The sequence below is a fragment of the Frigoribacterium sp. MEB024 genome (assembly GCF_000878135.1).
Lineage (GTDB): Bacteria > Actinomycetota > Actinomycetes > Actinomycetales > Microbacteriaceae > Frigoribacterium.
Genome location: NZ_JXQZ01000016.1, coordinates 18797 through 36991, shown reverse-complemented (window position 1 = coordinate 36991; position 18195 = coordinate 18797). Strand labels below are relative to the sequence as shown.

Below are 18195 nucleotides of genomic sequence, written 5' to 3'. Positions count from 1 at the left end.
GGCCTCCCCCGGGACGTCGCCGCGCCTCCTTAGCGTGCCCAGCGGGCCGCCCGGTCCCCCGTCGCCGTCCCCGGCGAGCCCCGGCCCCGCACCCGAAGGACCCACACCGCATGATCGACAAGCGCCTGCTCGTCTCGGCCGCCACCCTCGGCATCGCCGCCCTCGCCCTGACCGGCTGCTCGGCGAGCGCCGACGCCGACAGCGCGGGAGGCGCGGCGAACGGCACCGACGCCGCCACCGCCACCAGCGCCGAGGACTTCGGCGGCATGGACGCCCTGGTCGGCGCCGCACAGGCCGAAGGCGAGCTCAACGTGATCGCCCTCCCCGACACCTGGGCGAACTACGGGAAGATCATCGACGGGTTCGAGAAGAAGTACGACATCACCGTCAACTCGGACAGCCCCGACGTCTCGAGCGCCGAGGAGATCACCGCCGCCCAGAACCTGAAGGGGCAGGACACCGCCCCCGACGTGTTCGACCTCGGCTCGGCCGTGACGCTCGCCAACCTCGACCAGTTCGCGCCGTACGAGGTGTCGACCTGGGACGACATCGCCGACGACCACAAGGACGCCGACGGCGGATGGGTCTACGACTACACCGGCCTGATGTCGGTCGGCTACGACGCCGACGCCGTGCCCGCCCCCGAGAGCCTCGACGACCTGCTCGGCTCGGACTACGAGGGCAAGGTCGCGATCAACGGCGACCCGACCCAGGCCGGTGCCGCCGCCGCGGCCGTCGAGTGGGCCGCGCTGCAGTCCGGCGGCAGCGCCGACGACGTCAGCACGGGCGTCGACTGGTTCTCGAAGCTCGCCGACGCCGGCAACTTCCTGCCCACCGACCCGACCCCGGCGACCATCGCCTCGGGTGAGACCCCGGTCGTCTTCGACTGGAGCTACAACAACCTGGCCGCCGCGGCCGACGCCGGCGGACGCGACTGGAAGACGGCCGTGCTGCCCGGCACCGCCCTCGGCAGCTACTACAACCAGGCGATCAACGTCGACGCACCGCACCCCGCCGCGGCCCGCCTGTGGCAGGAGTACGTCATGAGCGACGACGCGCAGAACCTCTACCTCGCGGCCGGCGCCTACCCCGTGCGCCTCGCGGCGATGACCGAGGCCGGCACCGTCGACCAGGACGCCCTCGAGAAGGTCGGCGAGCAGCCCGCCGACACCGTGCAGTTCACGGCCGAGCAGACCGAGGCCGCCTCGAAGGTCCTGGCCGACACCTGGGCCACGGCGATCGGCTGATGGTGACGACGTCGACCCGCGCGGCGGACACGACCGCCGACGCGCGGTCGGCGCACGAGGGGGACGGCGGCGGCCAGCCGACCCGCGCCTCCTCGTCCTCGGACGGCGTCAGCCCCTCACGGGGTCGGCGCCGTCCGGCGGCCTGGTGGGGGTTGACCCCGTTCGCCGTCTGGGTGCTCCTCTTCCTGATCGTGCCGTGCCTGCTCGCGCTCGGAACGGGCTTCGTCGACGGCGACGGCGCCCCCACGCTCGACAACCTCGCGGCGCTCGGTGACCCGCTGATCGTGCGGGCCTTCGCCAGCTCGGCCGCGGTCTCGGCCGTCACCGCGGTGGCGGGGGCCGTCGTCGGAGCCGTCGTCTGCTGGGGCCTCACCTCGCTGCGCCCCGACGGAGCCGTCCGCAGCGCGATCGACGCGGCGTCGAGCGTGCTCGCCCAGTTCGGCGGCGTCATGCTGGCGTTCGCGTTCATCGCGACGATCGGCATCCAGGGCGTCGTCACGCGGCTGCTGGTCGACGTCGCCGGCGTCGACCTCTACGCGGACGGTGTCTGGTTCTACCAGGTGCCCGGGTTGCTGCTGCCCTACCTGTACTTCCAGGTGCCCCTCATGGTGATCACCTTCATGCCCGCCGTCAGCGGCCTCCGCCCGCAGTGGAGCGAGGCCGTCGCCACCCTCGGCGGCACCCGGTGGCAGCACCTCGTCCGCGTGGTCGCCCCGGTGCTCGCCCCGGCGTTCGTCGGCAGCCTGCTGTTGCTCTTCGCCAACGCCTTCTCGTCGTACGCGACCGCCGCTGCCCTCATCAGCCAGGGCGCCCAGATCGTGCCGCTGCAGATCCGCGCCGCACTGATCAGCGAGACCGTGCTCGGTCGCGAGAACGTCGCCGGCGCGCTCGCGCTCGGCATGGTCGTCGTCATGGCCGTGCTGATGACCGGCTACTCGCTGCTGCAGCGCCGCACCGAGCGGTGGCAGCGATGAGCGCCCGGACGACGCGCGCTCCGCGGTCGACGACGGCAGGAGGCGCGGGCACGGTCGCGCGCCGCACCGCCCTGGTCGTCGTGGGGGCCCTCTTCGCGGTGCCGATCGCGGCGATGGTCGCGTTCTCGCTGCGCAGCGCCGACGGCACGGGCCACGACCTGAACCACTGGCTGGCGATCGTCGACCCCGAGAACGAGCGGATGTACCGCAACCTCGTCGAGGGAGTCACGAACTCGCTGCTGCTCGCCGTCGTCTCGGCGCTGCTCGTGCTCGTTCTGCTGGTGCCGGCGATGGTGCTCGTGCACCTGCGCCACCCGCGCCTCGTGCGGCCCCTCGAGTTCGTCTGCCTCGTGCCGATCACGGTGCCGGCGATCGTGCTGGTGGTCGGCCTCGCGCCGGTCTACTCGGTCGTCTCGCGGGTGGCCGGCTCGGGCGCCTGGACGTTGGCGCTCGCCTACGGCGTCACGGTGCTGCCCTACGCCTACCGCGCGGTGCAGTCCGACCTGGCGGCCACCGACCTCCGCACGCTGACCGAGGCCGCGCGCACGCTCGGCTCGAGCTGGCCGCGCACGATGGCCCTCGTCGTCGTGCCGAGCCTGCGCCGGGGACTGCTCGCGGCGGCGTTCATCACCGTGGCCGTGGTGCTCGGCGAGTTCACCATCGCCTCGCTGCTCAACCGCGTGAACCTGCAGACCGCCCTGGTGCAGGTGTCCCGTTCCGACCCCTACGCCGCCGTGATCCTCGCCCTGATCTCGCTGGCGTTCGCCTTCGTGCTGCTGCTCGTGATCGGCCGGGTCGGAGCCCTCGGGGCCGCCCGCCCGATCCCCACCCGAAAGGCCCTCTCGTGACCGCCACGCTCCCCCGCCCCTCCCTCACGAGTCCGACCGGCGTCGGTGCGGGTGCCGCCGTGGCGTTCCACGACGTCACGAAGCAGTTCGCCGGGCACCGGGCGCTGACCGGGCTCGACCTCGAGCTGCAGCCCGGCGAGCTCGTCGCCGTGCTGGGCCCGTCGGGCTGCGGCAAGACCACCGCACTGCGCAGCCTCGCCGGGCTCGAGGACGTCACGAGCGGCCGCATCACGATCGACGGCCGCGACGTGGTCGGCGTCCCCACGCACCGCCGCGACGTCGGCATGGTGTTCCAGGCGTACTCGCTGTTCCCCCACCTGACCGTGCGGCAGAACGTCGAGTTCGGGCTGCGCATGCGTCGGGTCGACAAGGCCGCCCGCGCCACCCGGGCGGGCGAGATGCTCGACCTCGTCGGGCTCGGCGACCTCGGCGAGCGCTACGCCCACCAGCTCTCGGGCGGCCAGCAGCAGCGCGTCGCGCTGGCCCGGGCGCTGGTCACGCGACCCCGCGTGCTGTTGCTCGACGAGCCGCTCAGCGCCCTCGACGCCAAGGTGCGGGTGCAGCTGCGGGACGAGATCCGGCGCATCCAGCGCGAACTGTCCATCACCACGCTGTTCGTCACCCACGACCAGGAGGAGGCCCTCGCCGTCGCCGACCGCGTCGCCGTCATGCGCGCCGGGTCGATCGAGCAGGTGGGCACCCCGGAAGAGCTCTACTCGGCCCCCGCGACGGCGTTCGTCGCCGAGTTCGTCGGGACGAGCAACCGGGTGTCCGGCGAGGTCATCGGCACGCTCGTCCGCCTGGCCGGCTGCCCCGAGGTGCCGGTCGTGGGCACGCCGGACGAGGGACCGGTCTGGGCCTACGTGCGCCCCGAGGACGTGTCGTTCGTCGAGCAGGGCGGACTCGCGGGCGTCGTCGAGTCGGTGTCGTTCCTGGGCGCCGTGTGCCGCACCCGCGTGCGCGTGGACCGCGAGACCCTGCTGGTGCTCGACCACCGGGCCGACGAACGACGCGAGCCGGGGGTGCCGGTGCGCGTCTCGTTCACGCCCGCCCGCGTGGCCGTGACGACCCGTGCCTCCTGACGCACCCCACCGCACCGGGTCAGCCGGGCGACGGAGGCGGCACGGCCGAGCCCGCCGCTAGCCTCGGGGCATGCCCCCAGTGACCGGCCCTGACGACGCGCCCCGCGCCTCCTCGGTGTGGCACGCCGAGATCGTCACGACCCGGCGGCCCCGGCTGCTCGTCGCCGGACGGTGGCTCGTCTCGGTCGTCGTCGCGTTCTTCGTCGGCTCGTTCGAGGGCGAGTGGCCGGGCTTCGACGTCGTCGTGCGCGAGCGCTCGACCGGTCGCGAGATCCACCGTCTGCCTCCGCAGGGCCTCACCGGAGCCGACGAGTCGAAGGTCGACATCGAGGCGGACCTCGACCGGCTCACCTGCGACGAGTACCGCGCCGAGTGGAAGCTCACCTGACCCACATCTGATACTTCAGGTGGATGCGCACCATCACCGCGGGGGACGACCAGGAGGCGCGGGTCGGCTTGGCTGGGCACATGACCTCCGCTGCGCCCGCCGTCGACTCCCCACCCACCCCCGGCACCCGCTGGAGGTTCGTCGACTCGCTGCGCGGGTTCGCACTGTTCGGCATCCTGCTGGTCAACACGCTCGACATCACCCGCCTCGGCATCGACCTGGCGATCGAGAACGCCGGCCCGGTCGACGACCCGGCGCGCGACCTGCTGTACCTCACGGTGCAGACCCGGTTCGTGCCGATCTTCGTGTTCCTCTTCGGCATGAGCCTGTGGTTCGTGCTCGCCGGCGCCCGGTCGCGCTCGCCCCGACCCGCGCTCGTCATGGTGCGCCGCCTGGTCGGGCTCGTCGCGATCGGCGGGCTGCTCATGCTCGTCTACCCCGGCAACGTGCTGCTCGAGTACGGCGTCGTGGGCCTCGTCGTGCTGCCGATCGTCGTCTTCGCCCCGCGCTGGGCGACCCTGGCCCTCGGTGCCGCGCTGACCGTCGCCGCCTACGCCCTGACCGGTGGCGGGCTCGTCTCGACCCCCGGCCTCATGCTGCTCGGTGCGGGCGCCGCGGCGTGCGGCCTGCCCCGCGTGCTCGAGTCGGCCGGGCGCGGCGTCGCCCTGGTCTTCGCCGCGGCCGCGGTGCTCACGGTGCCGGCCCTGCTCTGGCAGGCCACGACCCCGGGCGACCCGCGCTTCTCGACGCCGGGCGGCATCGCCGGGCTGGTCATGGCCGTCGCCTACGCCACCGCCCTCGCCCTGCTCTGGCGCACCCCCGCCCGCCGCGTCGTCGCCGCCGTGTTCGAGCCGCTGGGCCGCATGGCGCTGACCAACTACGTCGTCGCGGCGATCGTCGTGGCAGTCCTCGCCCTCGTGGTCGACTTCGGGCACATGACGAGCGTCGTGCCGGGGGTGGCGATCAGCGTCGGGCTCATCGCCCTGCAGTCCGTGCTCAGCCGCCTCTGGCTCGCCCGGTTCGTGTACGGACCGGTCGAGTGGGCCTGGCGGAGCGTCACCTGGTGGCGGCCGGCCGCGCTGGTGCGCCGGGCGTCCTGAGCGACGCGACCTGCGCCTCCTCGGGTCGGCGGCGGTCCTGACGGAGGCGACCCGCGCCTCCTCGGGTCAGCGGCGGCTCCACGATGCCCGCACGACGGTGTCGAGGGCGCTCGAGAGGTCGGTGCACCAGAGGCGGCGACCGGGGTTCGCGGCGAGGGTGAGCTCGTAACCCGCCTCGGTCTGGGCGACCGATCCGATGACCACGAGGGCTCCGCGCTCCGACCGGCGCACGTCGACGATGCGCCAGCGGCCGCGGCCGATCACGTCGAGCCTCAGGTCGAGGGCACTGGCGAGCGGGCCCCGCCCCGGCCAGGCCGTGCCCGACCGGCGTCCCCCACCGTCGTTCAGCATGGTCGCCTCTCTCGCGGCCCGCGCCGATGCGGTCCGACGAGGTGCACGGTAGACACGCGACCTGACAGCGGGAGGGGTTGACTCCGACGGCCCGGCGTGATCCTTGTACCCCGACCCGGGCCCCGGTCGCTTCCTGCACGCCCGGACGCACGGGCCTCGGCCTGTCAGGGTGGAACGATGCCGTCCCCCATCCCGTCGTCCGACGCCGCGTCCCTCGAGGCCCTTCGCGCCTCCGTCCTCTCGACCCGAGGAGGCGCGGTGGACGACAGCATCCCCCAGCTCGCCGAGGCCGACCCCGAGCTCTTCGGGGTCGCCGTGGTGCGGCCCACCGGCGAGGTGGTCGCGTCCGGCGACTCGGGTCACGCGTTCTCGATCCAGTCGGCGGTGAAGCCGTTCCTCTTCGCCCTGGCCCTCGCCGACACCGGCGGAGCGGCGCTCGACGCGGTCGGCATCGAGCCGACCGGCGAGGCGTTCGACGCGATCGAGCTCGAGGGCGGGACGGGCCGGCCGCCGAACCCGATGGTCAACGCCGGAGCCCTGCTCACGGCCGCCCTGGTCGACGGCGACACCTGCGACGAGCGCACGGCGCGCATCCTGGCGGGCCTCGGGGCCTTCGCAGGGCGCGAGCTCGACTACGACCGCGAGGTCAGCGAGTCCGAGCAGCTGCACGGCGACCGCAACCACGCGCTGGCGCACCTGATGCGGTCCGAAGGCAGCCTCGAGCACACGGCCGACGACGCGGTCGCGCTCTACGCCCGGGCCTGCTCGGTGCTGGTCGACACCGAGGCCCTGGCCGTGATGGGCGCGACGCTCGCGTTCGGCGGGCGCAATCCCGTGACGGGTGAGCAGGTCGTCGACGCCCGCGTCGCCCGCGACGTGGTGTCGGTCATGGCGACCTGCGGGGTCTACGACGGGTCGGGCCGCTGGATGCGCGGCGTCGGGGTGCCGGCGAAGTCGAGCGTGTCGGGGGCGATCGTCCTGTCGGCGCCGAACCGACTCGGGGCGGCGGTGTTCAGCCCTCCGATCGACGAACAGGGGACGAGCGTCCGCGGTGCCGAGCTGAGCCGTCGACTGAGCGAGGAGCACGACCTGCACTCGTTCGGCTTCGGCGGCTGAGCGGCGCGACGGGCCGCCCTGCCGACGCGCGCCTCCTGCTCGGCCGAGCCGCGCCTCCTGCTCTGCCGAGCCGCGCCTCCTGCTGTGCCGAGCCGCGCCTCCTGCCGGTCCGAACCCGACCGCGCGCACGCCCCCGGACGTGCAGATCGCGACAACTGCCGTCCGACACGCCGCCACATGGTGGCGTCGTACCCGGAGAACCGGCGAATTGTCGCGATTTGCACACCCCGGAGGGGCGAGGCGAGCCCGGGCTCAGGCCTGGACGTCTCCGCGCCAGGCGCCGTCGACGTTGCCCTCGCGCTCGATGAACTCCTTGAAGTTCTTGAGGTCCTTCTTGATGGCGTGGTTGTCCGCGCCGAGCGTGTTGCCGACCTTCTCGAGGAAGCCCTCGGGGGTCCAGTCGATCTGCACCGTGAGGCGCGTCACGTCGTCGCTCAGCTTGTGGAACGTGATGACGCCGGCGTGGTCGACCTCGCCGCCCGTGCTGTTCCAGGCGACGCGCTCGTCGGGGTGCTGCTCGGTGATCTCGGCTTCGAAGGTCTTCTCGACCGGTCCGACCTTGACCTTCCACACCGTGAGGGTGGGGGTGGTCTGGGTGATCGACTCGACCTCGTCGAGGAACTTCGGGAACGACTCGAACTGGGTCCACTGGTTGTAGGCGACGCTGACGGGGACGTTGACGTCGAGGGTCTCGATGGCCTGTGCCATGGTGCACTCCTTGCTGACGGTGTTCAGAATTCATGGGCGGCGCCGAGTCGGCGCCGTGCCCTGTCGTGAACGGTAGGAGGCGCGGGTCGGCTTCGCCCACGTGCGGAGGCAACGGTCAGGTGGCGGGTGACACGGCCGATCGGGGCGCCGCACAGTACTCGCGCGGCAGCCGCAGAGGGGCGGAGCGGTCGAGCGGTGACGCCGCCGGAACGGGACCACCCCGCCACGACGGATCGTGACGGGGTGGTCGGGGTCGACGGGGTGACCGGGGTCGACGGCGTGGGCGCCGAGAGGGTCAGCTCGCCGTGTCGCGGGCCGGTGACGCGTCGATCGCGTCGACGTTCTCGTGCGCCTGGCCCGAGACGACCTCGATCTTGCGCGGCTTCGCCCTCTCGCTGACCGGGATGACGAGTGACAACACGCCGTTGTCGTAGTGGGCCGTGATGCGACTCGAGTCGATGCCCTCACCCACGCTGAACTGGCGGAGGTACGAGCCGTGCGGCCGCTCCTGCGCGAGCCACTTGACGCCGTCGCGGGTGTCGGGCGTGCGGTTGGCCCGGATGGTCAGCAGCTGGCCGTCGACGTCGACGTCGACCGACCCCGGGTCGATGCCCGGCATGTCGGCGTTGAGCACGTAGCGGTCGCCGTCGCGGTAGAGGTCGACCGGCATGACCCTGGGCCCCTGCCGCAGGCCCGTGAGGGCACCGGTGAGGCGGTCGAGCTCGGTGAAAGGATCGAAAGACATGGCCATGATGAAGAGTCCCCTTTCGGTTGATCGGTATCACCCGGGACCAGGTGGCCCCGGCTCGTTGACGACACGAATGTACCTCTGACCAGCGTTTCGTACCTCAAACGCAGCTTGAACCCTGCCGAGAGATCACTGAGGACGCTGCGCCTGCCGACGGGCGGCCAGCTCGGCATCGATCTCTTCGATGCGGGCCAGGTTGCCCAGCAACCGGAGGAAGTCGGCTGCGGCTGCCTCGACGTCGTCGTAGGTGCGGATGCTCTGTTCCTCGACGAGGCCTCGCTCGTCGAGGAAGTAGGTGCTCCACACCTCGTCCCGTCGAGCGAGGACGAGCGCGAAGGGCTTCTGCGTCGAGGCGTCCCCGATGACGGCATTCAGGTGGCCGAGTCCGCCGGCGTCGACCTGGGTTCGGAGAGCGGCCAGGGTGCGCGCGACCATCGTCATGACGGTTCTCCTGCTCGTCGGCGTCGGTCTCGGAGTTCGTCCCGGATCTCGAGCTTGCGATGCTGGGACCTCAGACGGTCGAGGAAGTCGGCCACGGCCGAGACCTCGTCGGGAAACGTGTGCAGGCTCCGTTCCTCCACGGCAGCTCGTTCGTCGACGTAGAAAGTGCTCCACACGCCGTCACGTCGCGCCACGACGAGACAGTCCTGGCGCCTGAGGTACACGTCACCGAGAGCGACACGGACGCGGTGCAAGCCCTCCGCCTCCATCTGCGCAGGCAGCGACGCGAGGTCGGTCATCGACGCACGTTCGACGCGCTCGAGGTCGCGCTCCCGTTGCAGGTCGCGGAGGAGCTTCTTCAGCCGGAGCAGGACGAGGAAGTCCTCCAGGGCCTCGGACTCGCTCGGGTAGGTCCGTACGCTCCCGTCGACGACCGCCGCGCGCTCGTCGGTGGAAAAGGACACCCAGGCATCGTCGCGTCGGGTGACGACGAGGCAGTCCGTCCTGTTCGCGGGGTCACCGTCGATGACGTGTCCTAGGTCGTCGAGTCCCTCTGCCGCCATGACGGCGTGCACCGATTCGATCGTCGCCATGTCAGGCCTTCCCCGGTGGGTCGTCTCGTGACGCCCGCCACGTCTCGTGGGCGAGCCTGTTCTTCTCCCTGATGCGCGACATGAGTGCGTCCTCGTCGGCCCTCAGCCTCATGAGACGCAGGAAGTCGTCCAGAGCGTCGGAGAGTTCCTCGTACGTGCGAACGCTGGTCTCCTCGACACCGGCACGTTCATTGGTCGAGAAGGAGGTCCAGACGCCGTCCCGTCGGGTCAGGACCAGGGCGTCCGCCGAAATGGCGTGATCATCACCGATCACGTAGGCGAACCTGTCGAGCCCCTCGGCCTCGATCGTCGCGACCGTTTCTTGGAGTGTCGTCATCCCCTGGGGCCCCTCGGCGGTCGTCGATCCTCTGCCTCGAGGACGGCCAGGGTCTCGTCACATGGCTGCACGACGTCCGCTCCTTCTCGCCGGGCACGCTCAGTCATGGGGCTCCAGGCCCTTGTCGAGGAGGGCCTCCAACTCCTTCAACCGGGCGACGTTCTGCAACTGGGACATGAACTCCGTCACGGCAGAGCGTTCATCCGGATACTCGACGAGTGTCCGCTCTTCGACGACACCTCGTTCGTCGCGCAGGAAGGTCACCCACACCCCGTCGATCTGCCCGATCACGCGCGCGCCGGGGACGGGCAGGGACGTGTTCCCGATGAGGAAACGGAGGTGCCCGAGCCCGGCCGCTTCCACTCCTGCTCTCAGTCCGTCCACGTCGGTCCTACTCATCAGCCCTCGAGCACCGGCTAGACGTCCTTCTCAGCCGCGGCCTCGGAACGAAGCCGCTTGACGAGCGCCATGCCGTCGAGCAGAACGAGGAACCCCTCGACTGCCGACCGCTCGTCCGGATACGTCCGGACGCTCTTGACCCTGGTCAGCCCTCTTTCATCCCTGACGAAGGTGCTCCAGCCATCTTCGCCCTGGGCGATGACGAGTGCGTATGGACGCTGTGTCTCCCCGTCACCGATCAGAAAGTTCAGGTACCCGAGCCCGAGTTGATTCACGCGGTTCGGCAACGAGGCCAGAGTGTTCGAGTCGCCGTCAGTCATGGATCTCCTCGAGGAGGCAGTTGATCCTCCCGTGTAGTCACCATCGATGACGTGGTCGAAGCGAAGGAGACCATCATCCTCGAGGAGGGCCTTCAACTCCTCCAACCGGGCGAGGTTCCGCAGCTGCGACATGAACTCCGTCACGGCAGAGCGCTCATCCGGATGCTCGACGAGGGTCAGCTCTTCCACGAGACCTCGTTCGTCGCGCAAGAACGTCACCCACACCCCGTCGATCTGCCCGACCACCTGCGCACCCGGAACGCGCAGCGAGGTGTCGCCGATGAGGAAATTCAGATGCCCGAAATTGGCCGCTTCCACTTCTGCTCGGAGTCCGTTCACGTCGCGCGCGTCAGGGGGCTCCAATGTCGTCCAATCTCGTCGACGTCCGGTGTTTTCGGTCCGACAAACGCATGACGCAGAAAGCTCCGGCCACTGGACCAACTCGTCAACTCTGCCCATCGGCCCGGCCGCGGGCTGCCCGCTCTTTACGGATTTCTGCGATTCGTGCCATGTTTCGCAAGAGGCGAATGAAATCCGAGCTCGCTGCCTCCTGATCGCCGTAAGTCCGAACGCTCTGCTCCTCGACGAGTCCTCGCTCATCGACGTAGAACGTGCTCCAGATCTCAGCCTTCTTGGCGATGACGAGGGCGTAAGGTTTGCTCGCTTCAGGATCACCGATCACGTAATTGAGATGACCGAGCCCGAGGGCCTGCACCTGCGACTCCAAGGATTCCCTGCCGCTCATTCAGACGGCTCCTTGTCAAGCCCGGTCGAGCCGGCCGTCCTGCGACTGCTGCCACGTTTCGTGGGCGATCCTGTTCTTCTCCCTGATGCGCGACATGAGCGCATCCTCGTCTGCCCTCAGCCGCATGAGACGCAGGAAGTCGTCCAGAGCGCGGGACAGGTCTTCGTAGGTGCGAATGCTGGTCTCCTCGACACCGGCCCGCTCGTTCGTGGAGAAGGAAGTCCACACGCCATCCTGTTGGGTGAGGACCAGAGCGTTCGTCGAGCTGCCGTGATCGTCGCCGATCACGTAAGGGAATCTGTCGAGCCCTTCGGCCTCAATGGTGGCCACAGCAGCCTCGAGCGTCGTCATGTCGTTTCCGTCCTCACGTGATGGTGATGTCCTTGAGAAGGCCGAGCCCGATCAAGAGATCGACGCCGAGGGGCATGCGGTACTGGATGCCGCCACCCCGCTCCCCGAAGGCCGTGGCTATCGTTCCGGCCTGGACATGGACGTCGTCCCAGCTCATGGTGTACCTCTCCATGATGACGTCTACGGCAGCCTTGGCGTCGGGATCGGTCGATCGATCGTACGCACCTCGGATGTCGTTCAGATCGCCGGTCACCTCGTATCTGTGGACCGTGTCCTCGACCCACGGGAGGGCGCGCCAGCTGTGCGGCACGCTTTCCCCAGACGGAAGGAGCGGAGAGGTGAACCGGCCGTCGCCCGGACCCTCGCGGTCGATGATCGAACCTACGGGGATGTCCGGGTCGCGGGTCAGGACCGGGCTACCGTCCTCATGCCGCACGAACCCTTCCTTGGGTGCGAACTTGTCCCACCACACTTTCCCGTCCGGCCCGAGGAAGCTGGTCTCGCGAGGTACCTGCTGCTCGATCGGCCACTTGCCTTCGTCCCGGAACGCCGCACCCGCCTTGGGGTCCATCACGTCCAGGTAGTCGGCCAGCTGGTCACGGGTCATCGAGCTACCGTCGATGATCGGGGTGAGGTCCCTCGTCCCCGTGGCGTCGGTGATCGGACCCGTCGGGGCGTCCTTGACCGGGGCTGGCTGAGCGGGGGCGTCGCCGCCCGAGCCACCCGTTCCGGCATCGCCGTCGGCGTGACCGGGCTGGTCGGCCGCGGGGGCGTCGTCGGCGTGACCCGCGCCTCCTGCGTCCTCGCGGACCGGCGGGGCGGACGCGTCCTCGCGGACCGGCGGGGCGGACGCGTCGTCACGGACCGGCGGGGCCGACGAGTCGTCACGGACCGGCGGGGCGGACGCGTCGTCGCGGACGGGCGGGGCGGACGCGTCGTCACCACGGACCGGCCCGGGCGTCGTGTCGGGGCCGTCGACGCGCGTGGGCGGTGGCGCGAGGCCGTCGGCGCGGACGCCGACGACGTCGTCGAGGCGGGTGAGTTGCTCGTCGAACCGCGAGGGCGCGGCGTCCGGCCCGCGACCGGCCTCGCCGTGCCCTCCGGTCAACAGACGCGTGGTCTCCGACATGGCGTTCAGGGCGTGACCCGCGTGCGTCAGGCCGATCCGCGACAGGGAACCCTCGGGGGCACGGAGCGCAGCTCGTTCCGCGGCGCCGCCGAGCCGTGCGAGGCCCGTCGCCGCCTTCGTCCCGCCGACGGCTGCGCCTCCGACCGGGACGAAGAACGAGGCCACGCCGAGGGTGGCGTAGGTGCCGGCCGCGACCGGGTCCTCGTCGTACATCTCGGGCGTGCCCACGATGCCCTGCGTGACGCCCTCGATCGTGGTGCGGTACCAGTCGACGGCCGGCTGGGCGGCCGCCGGCACCGTGCCGGGAGGGGCGTACGCCAGGGCGAGCATCGGCACACCCGAGATCGCGATGGCCCCGAGCCCCTGCAGCAGGCCGCCCCAGGCCTTGAGTCCGAACTCCTTGGTGACGCCCGTGCCGCCCTGGATGTCCCAACCCACCAGGGCACCGGCGCCGTAGGCCGCCTCGGCGATGAACATGCCGAGGCCCGTGCCCATCGATTCGGAACAGGTCTTGTGCGGGTCGCCCGGGGCGCCGTAGGGCAGGTCCTTCATCGAGTCGAGCTGCTCGGCCGACAGGCCGACCTGCTCGGGGAAGCACATCGGGTCGGTGCGCAACGCGTTGATGCCGTTCTCGCACTCGGCTCGGGCCGCGTCGATCTTGGCGACCTCGGCGTTCACCTCGCCGAGCAACTCGTCGTTGCGGTTGCGCGAGGGGATGTGGTCGTACCACTCGACCGTGGTCTCGTCGGGGCCGCTCGAGATGTACGAGTTGTAGCTCTCGGTGCTGTAGGTGACGCCGCCGGACACCTCGGCGGTGAAGGCCTCGGCCTCGGTGACGAGCTCCTTGAGCCGGGCGACGGGCGCGGCGACGGCCGTGGCGAGGTCGTCGAGCAACGTCGCGACCTGGCCGAACGTGTCACCGAGGGTCTGCGTGCTCGTGCCGACCGGGTCCATGGCGACGAACAACTGCTCGGCCTCGGGCGCCGCGTAGACGCCCGACAGCCCGGACCAGGAGGTGACGACGCCCGCACCCTTCTCGGCGATGGCGGTCGCCGTGCTGCGGAAGGTGGCGGCGGACGTCGAGATCGCCGCCGGGTCGATGGTGACGCCGGGGATCGCACCGGGGACGATCAGCGAGGGGCTCATCGGGGCACCCCCGGGGTGGAGACGGGCGGGATGCCGGCGGCGCTCTGCTCGCTCGCCAGCGCGGGTGCCTCGGCGGCCGCCGTCACGGCAGCGGACTGGGCGTTCGCCGCCATCTCCTCGTCGCCGGCGACGTAGGCGATGGTCGCCTCGGCGGCACCGGTGCCGCACGACTCGATGCGGTTCACCACCGACGTGAGGGTCGTCGCCTCGGACTCGATCAACCCGAGCACTGCGTTGGCCACGCCCACGAGGAGGTCGCCGACACCGCCGCTCAGCTCTTCGTGACCGGTCTCCAGGCCTCCGGCCGCGGTGCCGAGCTCGCCGGCCGAGACCTGGACGTCGGCCAGGACCGCCTGCACCCCGCTGGGCGAGATCGACCACGAGCTCATGAGCGTGCCCCTTCGTCGGTCGGCGCGGGCGCACCCGTCGCGGGCGCAGCCGTCACGGGCGCAGCCGTCGCGGGCCTCGGCCCACCCGGAACCGCCTCGACCACGACGCGCCCCCCGGTGTTGCGGACGAGCGCCTGGACCACCGCGTCCGACACCGGGTCGGTCCCCGGCGCATACGCCTCGGTCAGCCAGCTGCCCGCCGCGACGTCCACCCCGAGCAGGACGGAGGCGTCGGCCGGGTCCTCGACGTAGGTGCTGCGCACGATGGCCAGGACGAGCCCGTCGTCGGTCGCGATCTGCAGCCCGCCGCCGTTCCAGAGCTTGCCCAGGCCGAGATACGGGTCGATCTCGGCGGCTGCGCGGGCACCGTCGACGGCGGTCACGGGCTCGGGCGTCACCACGGTGTACTCACGAGGCACGGTGCACCCCCGGCGGGGTCATCGCGGCGAGGATCTCGTCGGCGCCGACGACCTCGACCGCGTCGGCGAACCGGTGCCAGCGAGCAGCGGCGGCGACACCGTCGACAGCACCAGCACCGCCACCGACCTCGGCGTCACCGGCCGGCCCCTCGTCGAACGACACGAGCACAGACGGCGTCCGCGACGACCCGAGCACCCGTCCACCCACCCGGCGGACCAGGCCCTCGACGTCCAGCTGCATGCCGCGCACGCTCCGCGCCCCGACGACGGCGGCGAGCGGCTGCGGCGCCACCCGGTCGTGGGCGGACAGGGTCCCGTCGGCCCGGCCGGACATCGACCACGCCGTGGCGAGCAGGACCTGCTGTCGACCGGCCACGTCGGCGAGGGCGTCAGCGACGACACCGGGCGCGACGGCACCGGTCACGACGATCCGGGTCTCCTCGATCACCCCGTCGTCGCTGCGCGCGATGCGCACCCAGCCCCGGTACCTCGGCCCGGAGGCGCCGCCGCCGGCCACGTGGAACCGCGTCTCGGAGGGCATGCGGCTGCGCGCGGCGGCCGTGAAGAAGTCGCGGTCCCAGGCCGTGGTGGCCGGTTCGGTCGTCCCCCACAGGGTCCGCGTGCCCGGCGCGAGGGCCTCGACGAGTCGTTCGAGCGTCCCGCCGAGTCGGGCCTCGGCCCGGGCCCGGTGGTGGGTGACGACGGCGAGCTGCGTCCACGGGACGGCGTCGGGGTCGACGGTGCGCCCCTCGTCGAGCCGGACCGCCGACGGTGCCTCGTCCTGCGGCAGCGGGTAGCCGTCCTCGGTCACGCCGAGCCCGTGCGCCGGCGAGCGCACCGGCTCGAGCGTGATCGCCCGACGCAACGAACCGTCGGAGGCGCGGGTCAGCCAGACCCCGCCGAGCACGTCGAGCAGGTGGAACAGCGAGTACGTGAGCCGCGACCCGGGGTCGGTGACGAGAGCGACGCGGGTGCCCGGCCCGGCACAGTCGACGAACAGGGCCGAGAGGCCGCTCGACACCCCGACGACGGGCTTGCTCGACCGCGACTCGACCCAGCCGGGCCCGTGCGTGTCGAGCATCGGGTGCAGCAACGAGACGGTCGTCGTGGCATCGTCGGTCATGGCTTCCCCCCGGTAGCGTCGACGTCGATCGTACGCGGGCGGCGCTCCCGGCCGCCGTCGGCCGAACGCCCCACGGGCGCGTACCCCGATGACGCGGGAAGAGACCTGACGGCGGTGGCGACCAGGCCGTCAGCCCGGCCGTCGCGTCACGTCATTCAAGAGAACAAGAGAGCGAGTGACGGGAATCGAACCCGCGCTATCAGCTTGGGAAGCTGAAGTTCTACCATTGAACTACACTCGCGCGGCGCCTCGGAGGCGCGTCAGACCACTATAGCGGCCCGCGCCTCCCGTGCTCCCTGTGCCCTGCCGAGCGTGTGGAACCGCCGGATGAACATCGCACCGCCGAAGTCGACGGTGCGACGTCCATCAGGCGGTGCGACACCGCGCACCACCGGCAGGAGGCGCGCTCAGGCCCCGGTCGCGACCGAGACGATGCGCAGGTCGACCGATGCCGGCGGAACGGGCTCCCCGCTCACCCGGTCGAGCAGCGCCTGGGCGACCGCACGGGCCACGAGCGGGCCGGAGCCGCTCTCGTCGACCGCGATGTCGAGGGTGATGCGGGTCTCGAGGTCGGCCACGGCGATGCCGACGAGCGGCACGGGTCGGCCGGGAGCGGCGGCCTCGGCGGAGGCCGGGTCGGCGCGCTCGGCCTCGGGGATCTCGGAGGCGGGGACGCCGGTAGCGGTCGACGTGGCTCCGGCGATCGAGGCGTCGCTCTGGACGGTCGAACCCACGACCCCTCCGCCACCGACGACGGCGCTCAACCCCTGCAGGGCCGAGCGGACGACGCTGCCGAATCCGGGCCGGGCCCGGACGTGCACGACGCCGTCGACCGACGCCGCGATCTCGCCGAGCTCGGCGGCGAGCAGGGACAGGTCGGCCGGGCTGATCGGGGCCCGCAGGCCGTCCTCGTCGCTCATGCCGCGCCTCCTTCGCTCTGCAGGTGGACGTCGTCGACGACGACGTCCACGCTCTCGAGGGTCAGTTCGGTCTGACGGGACAGGCTCGACGACACCGCCGACTTGACTGCCTCGGCGAGCGCGGGCAGGGGTTCGCCGAACAGGCCGCTGACGACGACCTCGACCCGGACGAGCGCCCCGGGCACGCTGACGTCGCCGTGGATCGTGCACGAGATGACCATGGCGCCGTCGACCCCGTCGCCGGCCTCGCGGATGAGGGCCCGCACCGCGCCCTCGGTGATGTGCAGGGTGGACCGCTCGTCGATCGAGGCGAGCGGGATCTGTCGCCCGGCCCGCGACTCGAGTCGCACGCGGTCCATCACGCCCGAGATCCAGCTCGGGTCCGGTGCGGGGCTCGCCTCGGCGTCGGACTCGAGCAGTCGGGCCCCCATCGCCCGCAGGCGTTCGAGGGCGGCGAGCTGGGCCCGGGCCTCGGGCGACTCCTCGATCTCGGGGTCGTAGGGCTGCCGACCGGCGTCGAGGTAGTCGACGAGTCGCTCGGGCGAGACCCCGTCGTCGGCAGCGTCGACGACCTCGCCGGGCGCCGGGTCGGCATCGACAGTCGCACCCGGGTCGATGGCCCGGCCCGGGTCGACGGATTCGCCCGGGTCGACGGCCTCGCCGAGGTCGACGGGCACGTCGGGCGGGGTCGGGTCTTCGTGGGCGTGGTCGGTGCCGTGAGGACGGTCACTCATCGCCAGGCCTCCATCTCGCGGGTCAGGGTCTCTCGGGCCCGGGCCAGTTGCCCCCGGACCGCGGTCACGGTGGTGCCGGTCCGTTCGGCAATCTCGGTGTACGACTCGCCACCGACCTCACGCAGCGCCCACACCCGCCGTTGGCTGGCCGGGAGCCGCGCGAGCGCCGCACGCAGCGCCTCCATGGCGTCGTTCGACGACGCCCGGCGTTCCGGATCGGTCGTGGGCGTCGCCGCCGGCAGCTCGAGGTCGTCGACGTCGTCGGTGAGGCGGCGCGACCGAATCAGGTCGAAGGCCTTGCGCGACACGATGCGCATCATCCAGCCCTTGACCGCGGCGGGCGTCTGCAGGGTCGGCAGTTCACGCCAGATCGTGATGGACGCCTCCTGCACCGCGTCGGTCGCGTCCGCTCGTGAACCGGTCAGCCGGGTCGCGTACGCCGTCATCAGCCCCAGATGGCGTCGGAGCAGCACCTCGAAGGCCCGCTCGTCGCCCTCGGCGGCGCGCGACGCGAGCACGGCGTCGGTGGCCTCGGTCAGGTCCGCCGCCATGTCCGCCTCCTCTGCTGCTGCGTTCGCCCGGGCCCT

Annotated in this window: 24 protein-coding genes and 1 tRNA gene; 7 read left to right on the top strand and 18 right to left on the bottom strand. The window is 71.6% G+C overall.

From position 1 onward, the window contains the following. Positions 1–110 precede the first annotated feature (110 nt). From SZ60_RS04045 to SZ60_RS04020, 6 genes are all read left to right on the top strand, one after another. Entirely contained in the window at positions 111–1247 is a 1137-nt protein-coding gene (locus SZ60_RS04045; RefSeq protein ID WP_043593898.1) for an ABC transporter substrate-binding protein, read from the top strand. Further along, complete coding sequence (locus tag SZ60_RS04040; protein ID WP_156155478.1) at positions 1247–2221, top strand: ABC transporter permease subunit; 975 nt, start codon at positions 1247–1249, stop codon at positions 2219–2221. Before SZ60_RS04045 ends, SZ60_RS04040 begins: the two co-directional genes overlap by 1 nt. Continuing rightward, positions 2218–3069 carry an ABC transporter permease subunit gene (locus SZ60_RS04035; protein ID WP_082059850.1) on the top strand — a complete coding sequence of 284 codons (852 nt, stop codon included), beginning with the start codon at positions 2218–2220 and terminating at the stop codon, positions 3067–3069. Before SZ60_RS04040 ends, SZ60_RS04035 begins: the two co-directional genes overlap by 4 nt. After that, positions 3066–4151, top strand: a complete 1086-nt coding sequence (locus SZ60_RS04030) for an ABC transporter ATP-binding protein (protein ID WP_043593897.1) — start codon at positions 3066–3068, stop codon at positions 4149–4151. Before SZ60_RS04035 ends, SZ60_RS04030 begins: the two co-directional genes overlap by 4 nt. Before the next feature lie 70 nt (positions 4152–4221). After that, complete coding sequence (locus SZ60_RS04025; RefSeq protein WP_137847784.1) at positions 4222–4539, top strand: hypothetical protein; 318 nt, start codon at positions 4222–4224, stop codon at positions 4537–4539. Between the two features lie 23 nt (positions 4540–4562). Beyond that, a complete protein-coding gene (locus tag SZ60_RS04020) occupies positions 4563–5639 on the top strand; it encodes a DUF418 domain-containing protein (RefSeq protein ID WP_156155477.1) in 1077 nt (358 codons plus the stop codon). Positions 5640–5705: 66 nt separating this feature from the next. Here the strand turns inward: SZ60_RS04020 and SZ60_RS04015 are convergent, their stop codons facing one another. Then, positions 5706–5990 carry a hypothetical protein gene (locus SZ60_RS04015; protein WP_043593892.1) on the bottom strand — a complete coding sequence of 95 codons (285 nt, stop codon included), beginning with the start codon at positions 5988–5990 and terminating at the stop codon, positions 5706–5708. Positions 5991–6167: 177 nt separating this feature from the next. Between SZ60_RS04015 and glsA the strand changes: the two genes are divergently transcribed. Further along, positions 6168–7106, top strand: a complete 939-nt coding sequence (gene glsA, locus SZ60_RS04010) for a glutaminase A (protein ID WP_043593891.1) — start codon at positions 6168–6170, stop codon at positions 7104–7106. 252 nt (positions 7107–7358) lie between these two features. Here glsA and SZ60_RS04005 read toward each other — a convergent pair whose 3' ends face one another. From SZ60_RS04005 to SZ60_RS03925, 17 genes are all read right to left on the bottom strand, one after another. Next, positions 7359–7814: an SRPBCC family protein gene (locus tag SZ60_RS04005; protein WP_043593890.1), complete on the bottom strand. Its 456-nt coding sequence runs from the start codon at positions 7812–7814 to the stop codon at positions 7359–7361. A 295-nt stretch (positions 7815–8109) separates the two neighbouring features. After that, positions 8110–8565: an Hsp20/alpha crystallin family protein gene (locus tag SZ60_RS04000; RefSeq protein WP_043593889.1), complete on the bottom strand. Its 456-nt coding sequence runs from the start codon at positions 8563–8565 to the stop codon at positions 8110–8112. A gap of 126 nt (positions 8566–8691) precedes the next feature. After that, on the bottom strand, positions 8692–9003 hold the full coding sequence (locus SZ60_RS03995) for a hypothetical protein (protein WP_156155476.1): 312 nt from the start codon (positions 9001–9003) through the stop codon (positions 8692–8694). Next, positions 9000–9596 carry a hypothetical protein gene (locus SZ60_RS03990; RefSeq protein WP_043593886.1) on the bottom strand — a complete coding sequence of 199 codons (597 nt, stop codon included), beginning with the start codon at positions 9594–9596 and terminating at the stop codon, positions 9000–9002. The genes SZ60_RS03995 and SZ60_RS03990 overlap by 4 nt, the downstream gene beginning before the upstream one ends. A gap of 1 nt (position 9597) precedes the next feature. Beyond that, positions 9598–9933 carry a hypothetical protein gene (locus tag SZ60_RS03985; protein WP_043593884.1) on the bottom strand — a complete coding sequence of 112 codons (336 nt, stop codon included), beginning with the start codon at positions 9931–9933 and terminating at the stop codon, positions 9598–9600. 99 nt (positions 9934–10032) lie between these two features. Beyond that, the gene (locus SZ60_RS03980) at positions 10033–10224 is read right to left on the bottom strand and encodes a hypothetical protein (protein ID WP_156155475.1); all 192 of its coding nucleotides are present in this window, start codon (positions 10222–10224) and stop codon (positions 10033–10035) included. A gap of 125 nt (positions 10225–10349) precedes the next feature. Next, complete coding sequence (locus SZ60_RS03975; protein WP_156155474.1) at positions 10350–10991, bottom strand: hypothetical protein; 642 nt, start codon at positions 10989–10991, stop codon at positions 10350–10352. A 106-nt stretch (positions 10992–11097) separates the two neighbouring features. Further along, complete coding sequence (locus SZ60_RS03970) at positions 11098–11397, bottom strand: Imm59 family immunity protein (RefSeq protein ID WP_043593879.1); 300 nt, start codon at positions 11395–11397, stop codon at positions 11098–11100. A 15-nt stretch (positions 11398–11412) separates the two neighbouring features. Then, the gene (locus SZ60_RS03965; protein ID WP_043593878.1) at positions 11413–11748 is read right to left on the bottom strand and encodes a hypothetical protein; all 336 of its coding nucleotides are present in this window, start codon (positions 11746–11748) and stop codon (positions 11413–11415) included. A gap of 13 nt (positions 11749–11761) precedes the next feature. Continuing rightward, positions 11762–14023: a TNT domain-containing protein gene (locus SZ60_RS03960; protein WP_043593876.1), complete on the bottom strand. Its 2262-nt coding sequence runs from the start codon at positions 14021–14023 to the stop codon at positions 11762–11764. After that, entirely contained in the window at positions 14020–14412 is a 393-nt protein-coding gene (locus tag SZ60_RS03955) for a DUF6507 family protein (RefSeq protein ID WP_052505142.1), read from the bottom strand. Before SZ60_RS03955 ends, SZ60_RS03960 begins: the two co-directional genes overlap by 4 nt. Continuing rightward, on the bottom strand, positions 14409–14831 hold the full coding sequence (locus SZ60_RS03950) for a hypothetical protein (RefSeq protein ID WP_043593874.1): 423 nt from the start codon (positions 14829–14831) through the stop codon (positions 14409–14411). The genes SZ60_RS03955 and SZ60_RS03950 overlap by 4 nt, the downstream gene beginning before the upstream one ends. Further along, positions 14821–15954, bottom strand: a complete 1134-nt coding sequence (locus tag SZ60_RS03945) for a DUF6177 family protein (RefSeq protein ID WP_043593872.1) — start codon at positions 15952–15954, stop codon at positions 14821–14823. The genes SZ60_RS03950 and SZ60_RS03945 overlap by 11 nt, the downstream gene beginning before the upstream one ends. A 170-nt stretch (positions 15955–16124) precedes the next feature. Further along, positions 16125–16195 (bottom strand) — tRNA-Gly (locus SZ60_RS03940). 166 nt (positions 16196–16361) lie between these two features. Continuing rightward, on the bottom strand, positions 16362–16874 hold the full coding sequence (locus tag SZ60_RS03935; RefSeq protein ID WP_043593870.1) for a hypothetical protein: 513 nt from the start codon (positions 16872–16874) through the stop codon (positions 16362–16364). Beyond that, positions 16871–17608, bottom strand: a complete 738-nt coding sequence (locus SZ60_RS03930) for a hypothetical protein (RefSeq protein ID WP_052505141.1) — start codon at positions 17606–17608, stop codon at positions 16871–16873. Before SZ60_RS03930 ends, SZ60_RS03935 begins: the two co-directional genes overlap by 4 nt. Next, a complete protein-coding gene (locus tag SZ60_RS03925) occupies positions 17605–18159 on the bottom strand; it encodes an RNA polymerase sigma factor (RefSeq protein WP_043593869.1) in 555 nt (184 codons plus the stop codon). Before SZ60_RS03925 ends, SZ60_RS03930 begins: the two co-directional genes overlap by 4 nt. Between the last annotated feature and the right edge of the window lie 36 nt (positions 18160–18195).

What these genes read in the sequence shown, in the direction of transcription:
- SZ60_RS04045 (WP_043593898.1), top strand. Translation starts at nt 111, where the DNA reads ATGATCGACAAGCGCCTGCTCGTCTCGGCCGCCACCCTCGGCATCGCC.
- SZ60_RS04040 (WP_156155478.1), top strand. Translation starts at nt 1,247, where the DNA reads ATGGTGACGACGTCGACCCGCGCGGCGGACACGACCGCCGACGCGCGG.
- SZ60_RS04035 (WP_082059850.1), top strand. Translation starts at nt 2,218, where the DNA reads ATGAGCGCCCGGACGACGCGCGCTCCGCGGTCGACGACGGCAGGAGGC.
- SZ60_RS04025 (WP_137847784.1), top strand. Translation starts at nt 4,222, where the DNA reads ATGCCCCCAGTGACCGGCCCTGACGACGCGCCCCGCGCCTCCTCGGTG.
- SZ60_RS04020 (WP_156155477.1), top strand. Translation starts at nt 4,563, where the DNA reads ATGCGCACCATCACCGCGGGGGACGACCAGGAGGCGCGGGTCGGCTTG.
- SZ60_RS04015 (WP_043593892.1), bottom strand. Translation starts at nt 5,990, where the DNA reads ATGCTGAACGACGGTGGGGGACGCCGGTCGGGCACGGCCTGGCCGGGG.
- glsA (WP_043593891.1), top strand. Translation starts at nt 6,168, where the DNA reads ATGCCGTCCCCCATCCCGTCGTCCGACGCCGCGTCCCTCGAGGCCCTT.
- SZ60_RS04005 (WP_043593890.1), bottom strand. Translation starts at nt 7,814, where the DNA reads ATGGCACAGGCCATCGAGACCCTCGACGTCAACGTCCCCGTCAGCGTC.
- SZ60_RS04000 (WP_043593889.1), bottom strand. Translation starts at nt 8,565, where the DNA reads ATGGCCATGTCTTTCGATCCTTTCACCGAGCTCGACCGCCTCACCGGT.
- SZ60_RS03995 (WP_156155476.1), bottom strand. Translation starts at nt 9,003, where the DNA reads ATGACGATGGTCGCGCGCACCCTGGCCGCTCTCCGAACCCAGGTCGAC.
- SZ60_RS03990 (WP_043593886.1), bottom strand. Translation starts at nt 9,596, where the DNA reads ATGGCGACGATCGAATCGGTGCACGCCGTCATGGCGGCAGAGGGACTC.
- SZ60_RS03985 (WP_043593884.1), bottom strand. Translation starts at nt 9,933, where the DNA reads ATGACGACACTCCAAGAAACGGTCGCGACGATCGAGGCCGAGGGGCTC.
- SZ60_RS03970 (WP_043593879.1), bottom strand. Translation starts at nt 11,397, where the DNA reads ATGAGCGGCAGGGAATCCTTGGAGTCGCAGGTGCAGGCCCTCGGGCTC.
- SZ60_RS03965 (WP_043593878.1), bottom strand. Translation starts at nt 11,748, where the DNA reads ATGACGACGCTCGAGGCTGCTGTGGCCACCATTGAGGCCGAAGGGCTC.
- SZ60_RS03960 (WP_043593876.1), bottom strand. Translation starts at nt 14,023, where the DNA reads ATGAGCCCCTCGCTGATCGTCCCCGGTGCGATCCCCGGCGTCACCATC.
- SZ60_RS03955 (WP_052505142.1), bottom strand. Translation starts at nt 14,412, where the DNA reads ATGAGCTCGTGGTCGATCTCGCCCAGCGGGGTGCAGGCGGTCCTGGCC.
- SZ60_RS03945 (WP_043593872.1), bottom strand. Translation starts at nt 15,954, where the DNA reads ATGACCGACGATGCCACGACGACCGTCTCGTTGCTGCACCCGATGCTC.
- SZ60_RS03935 (WP_043593870.1), bottom strand. Translation starts at nt 16,874, where the DNA reads ATGAGCGACGAGGACGGCCTGCGGGCCCCGATCAGCCCGGCCGACCTG.
- SZ60_RS03930 (WP_052505141.1), bottom strand. Translation starts at nt 17,608, where the DNA reads ATGAGTGACCGTCCTCACGGCACCGACCACGCCCACGAAGACCCGACC.
- SZ60_RS03925 (WP_043593869.1), bottom strand. Translation starts at nt 18,159, where the DNA reads ATGGCGGCGGACCTGACCGAGGCCACCGACGCCGTGCTCGCGTCGCGC.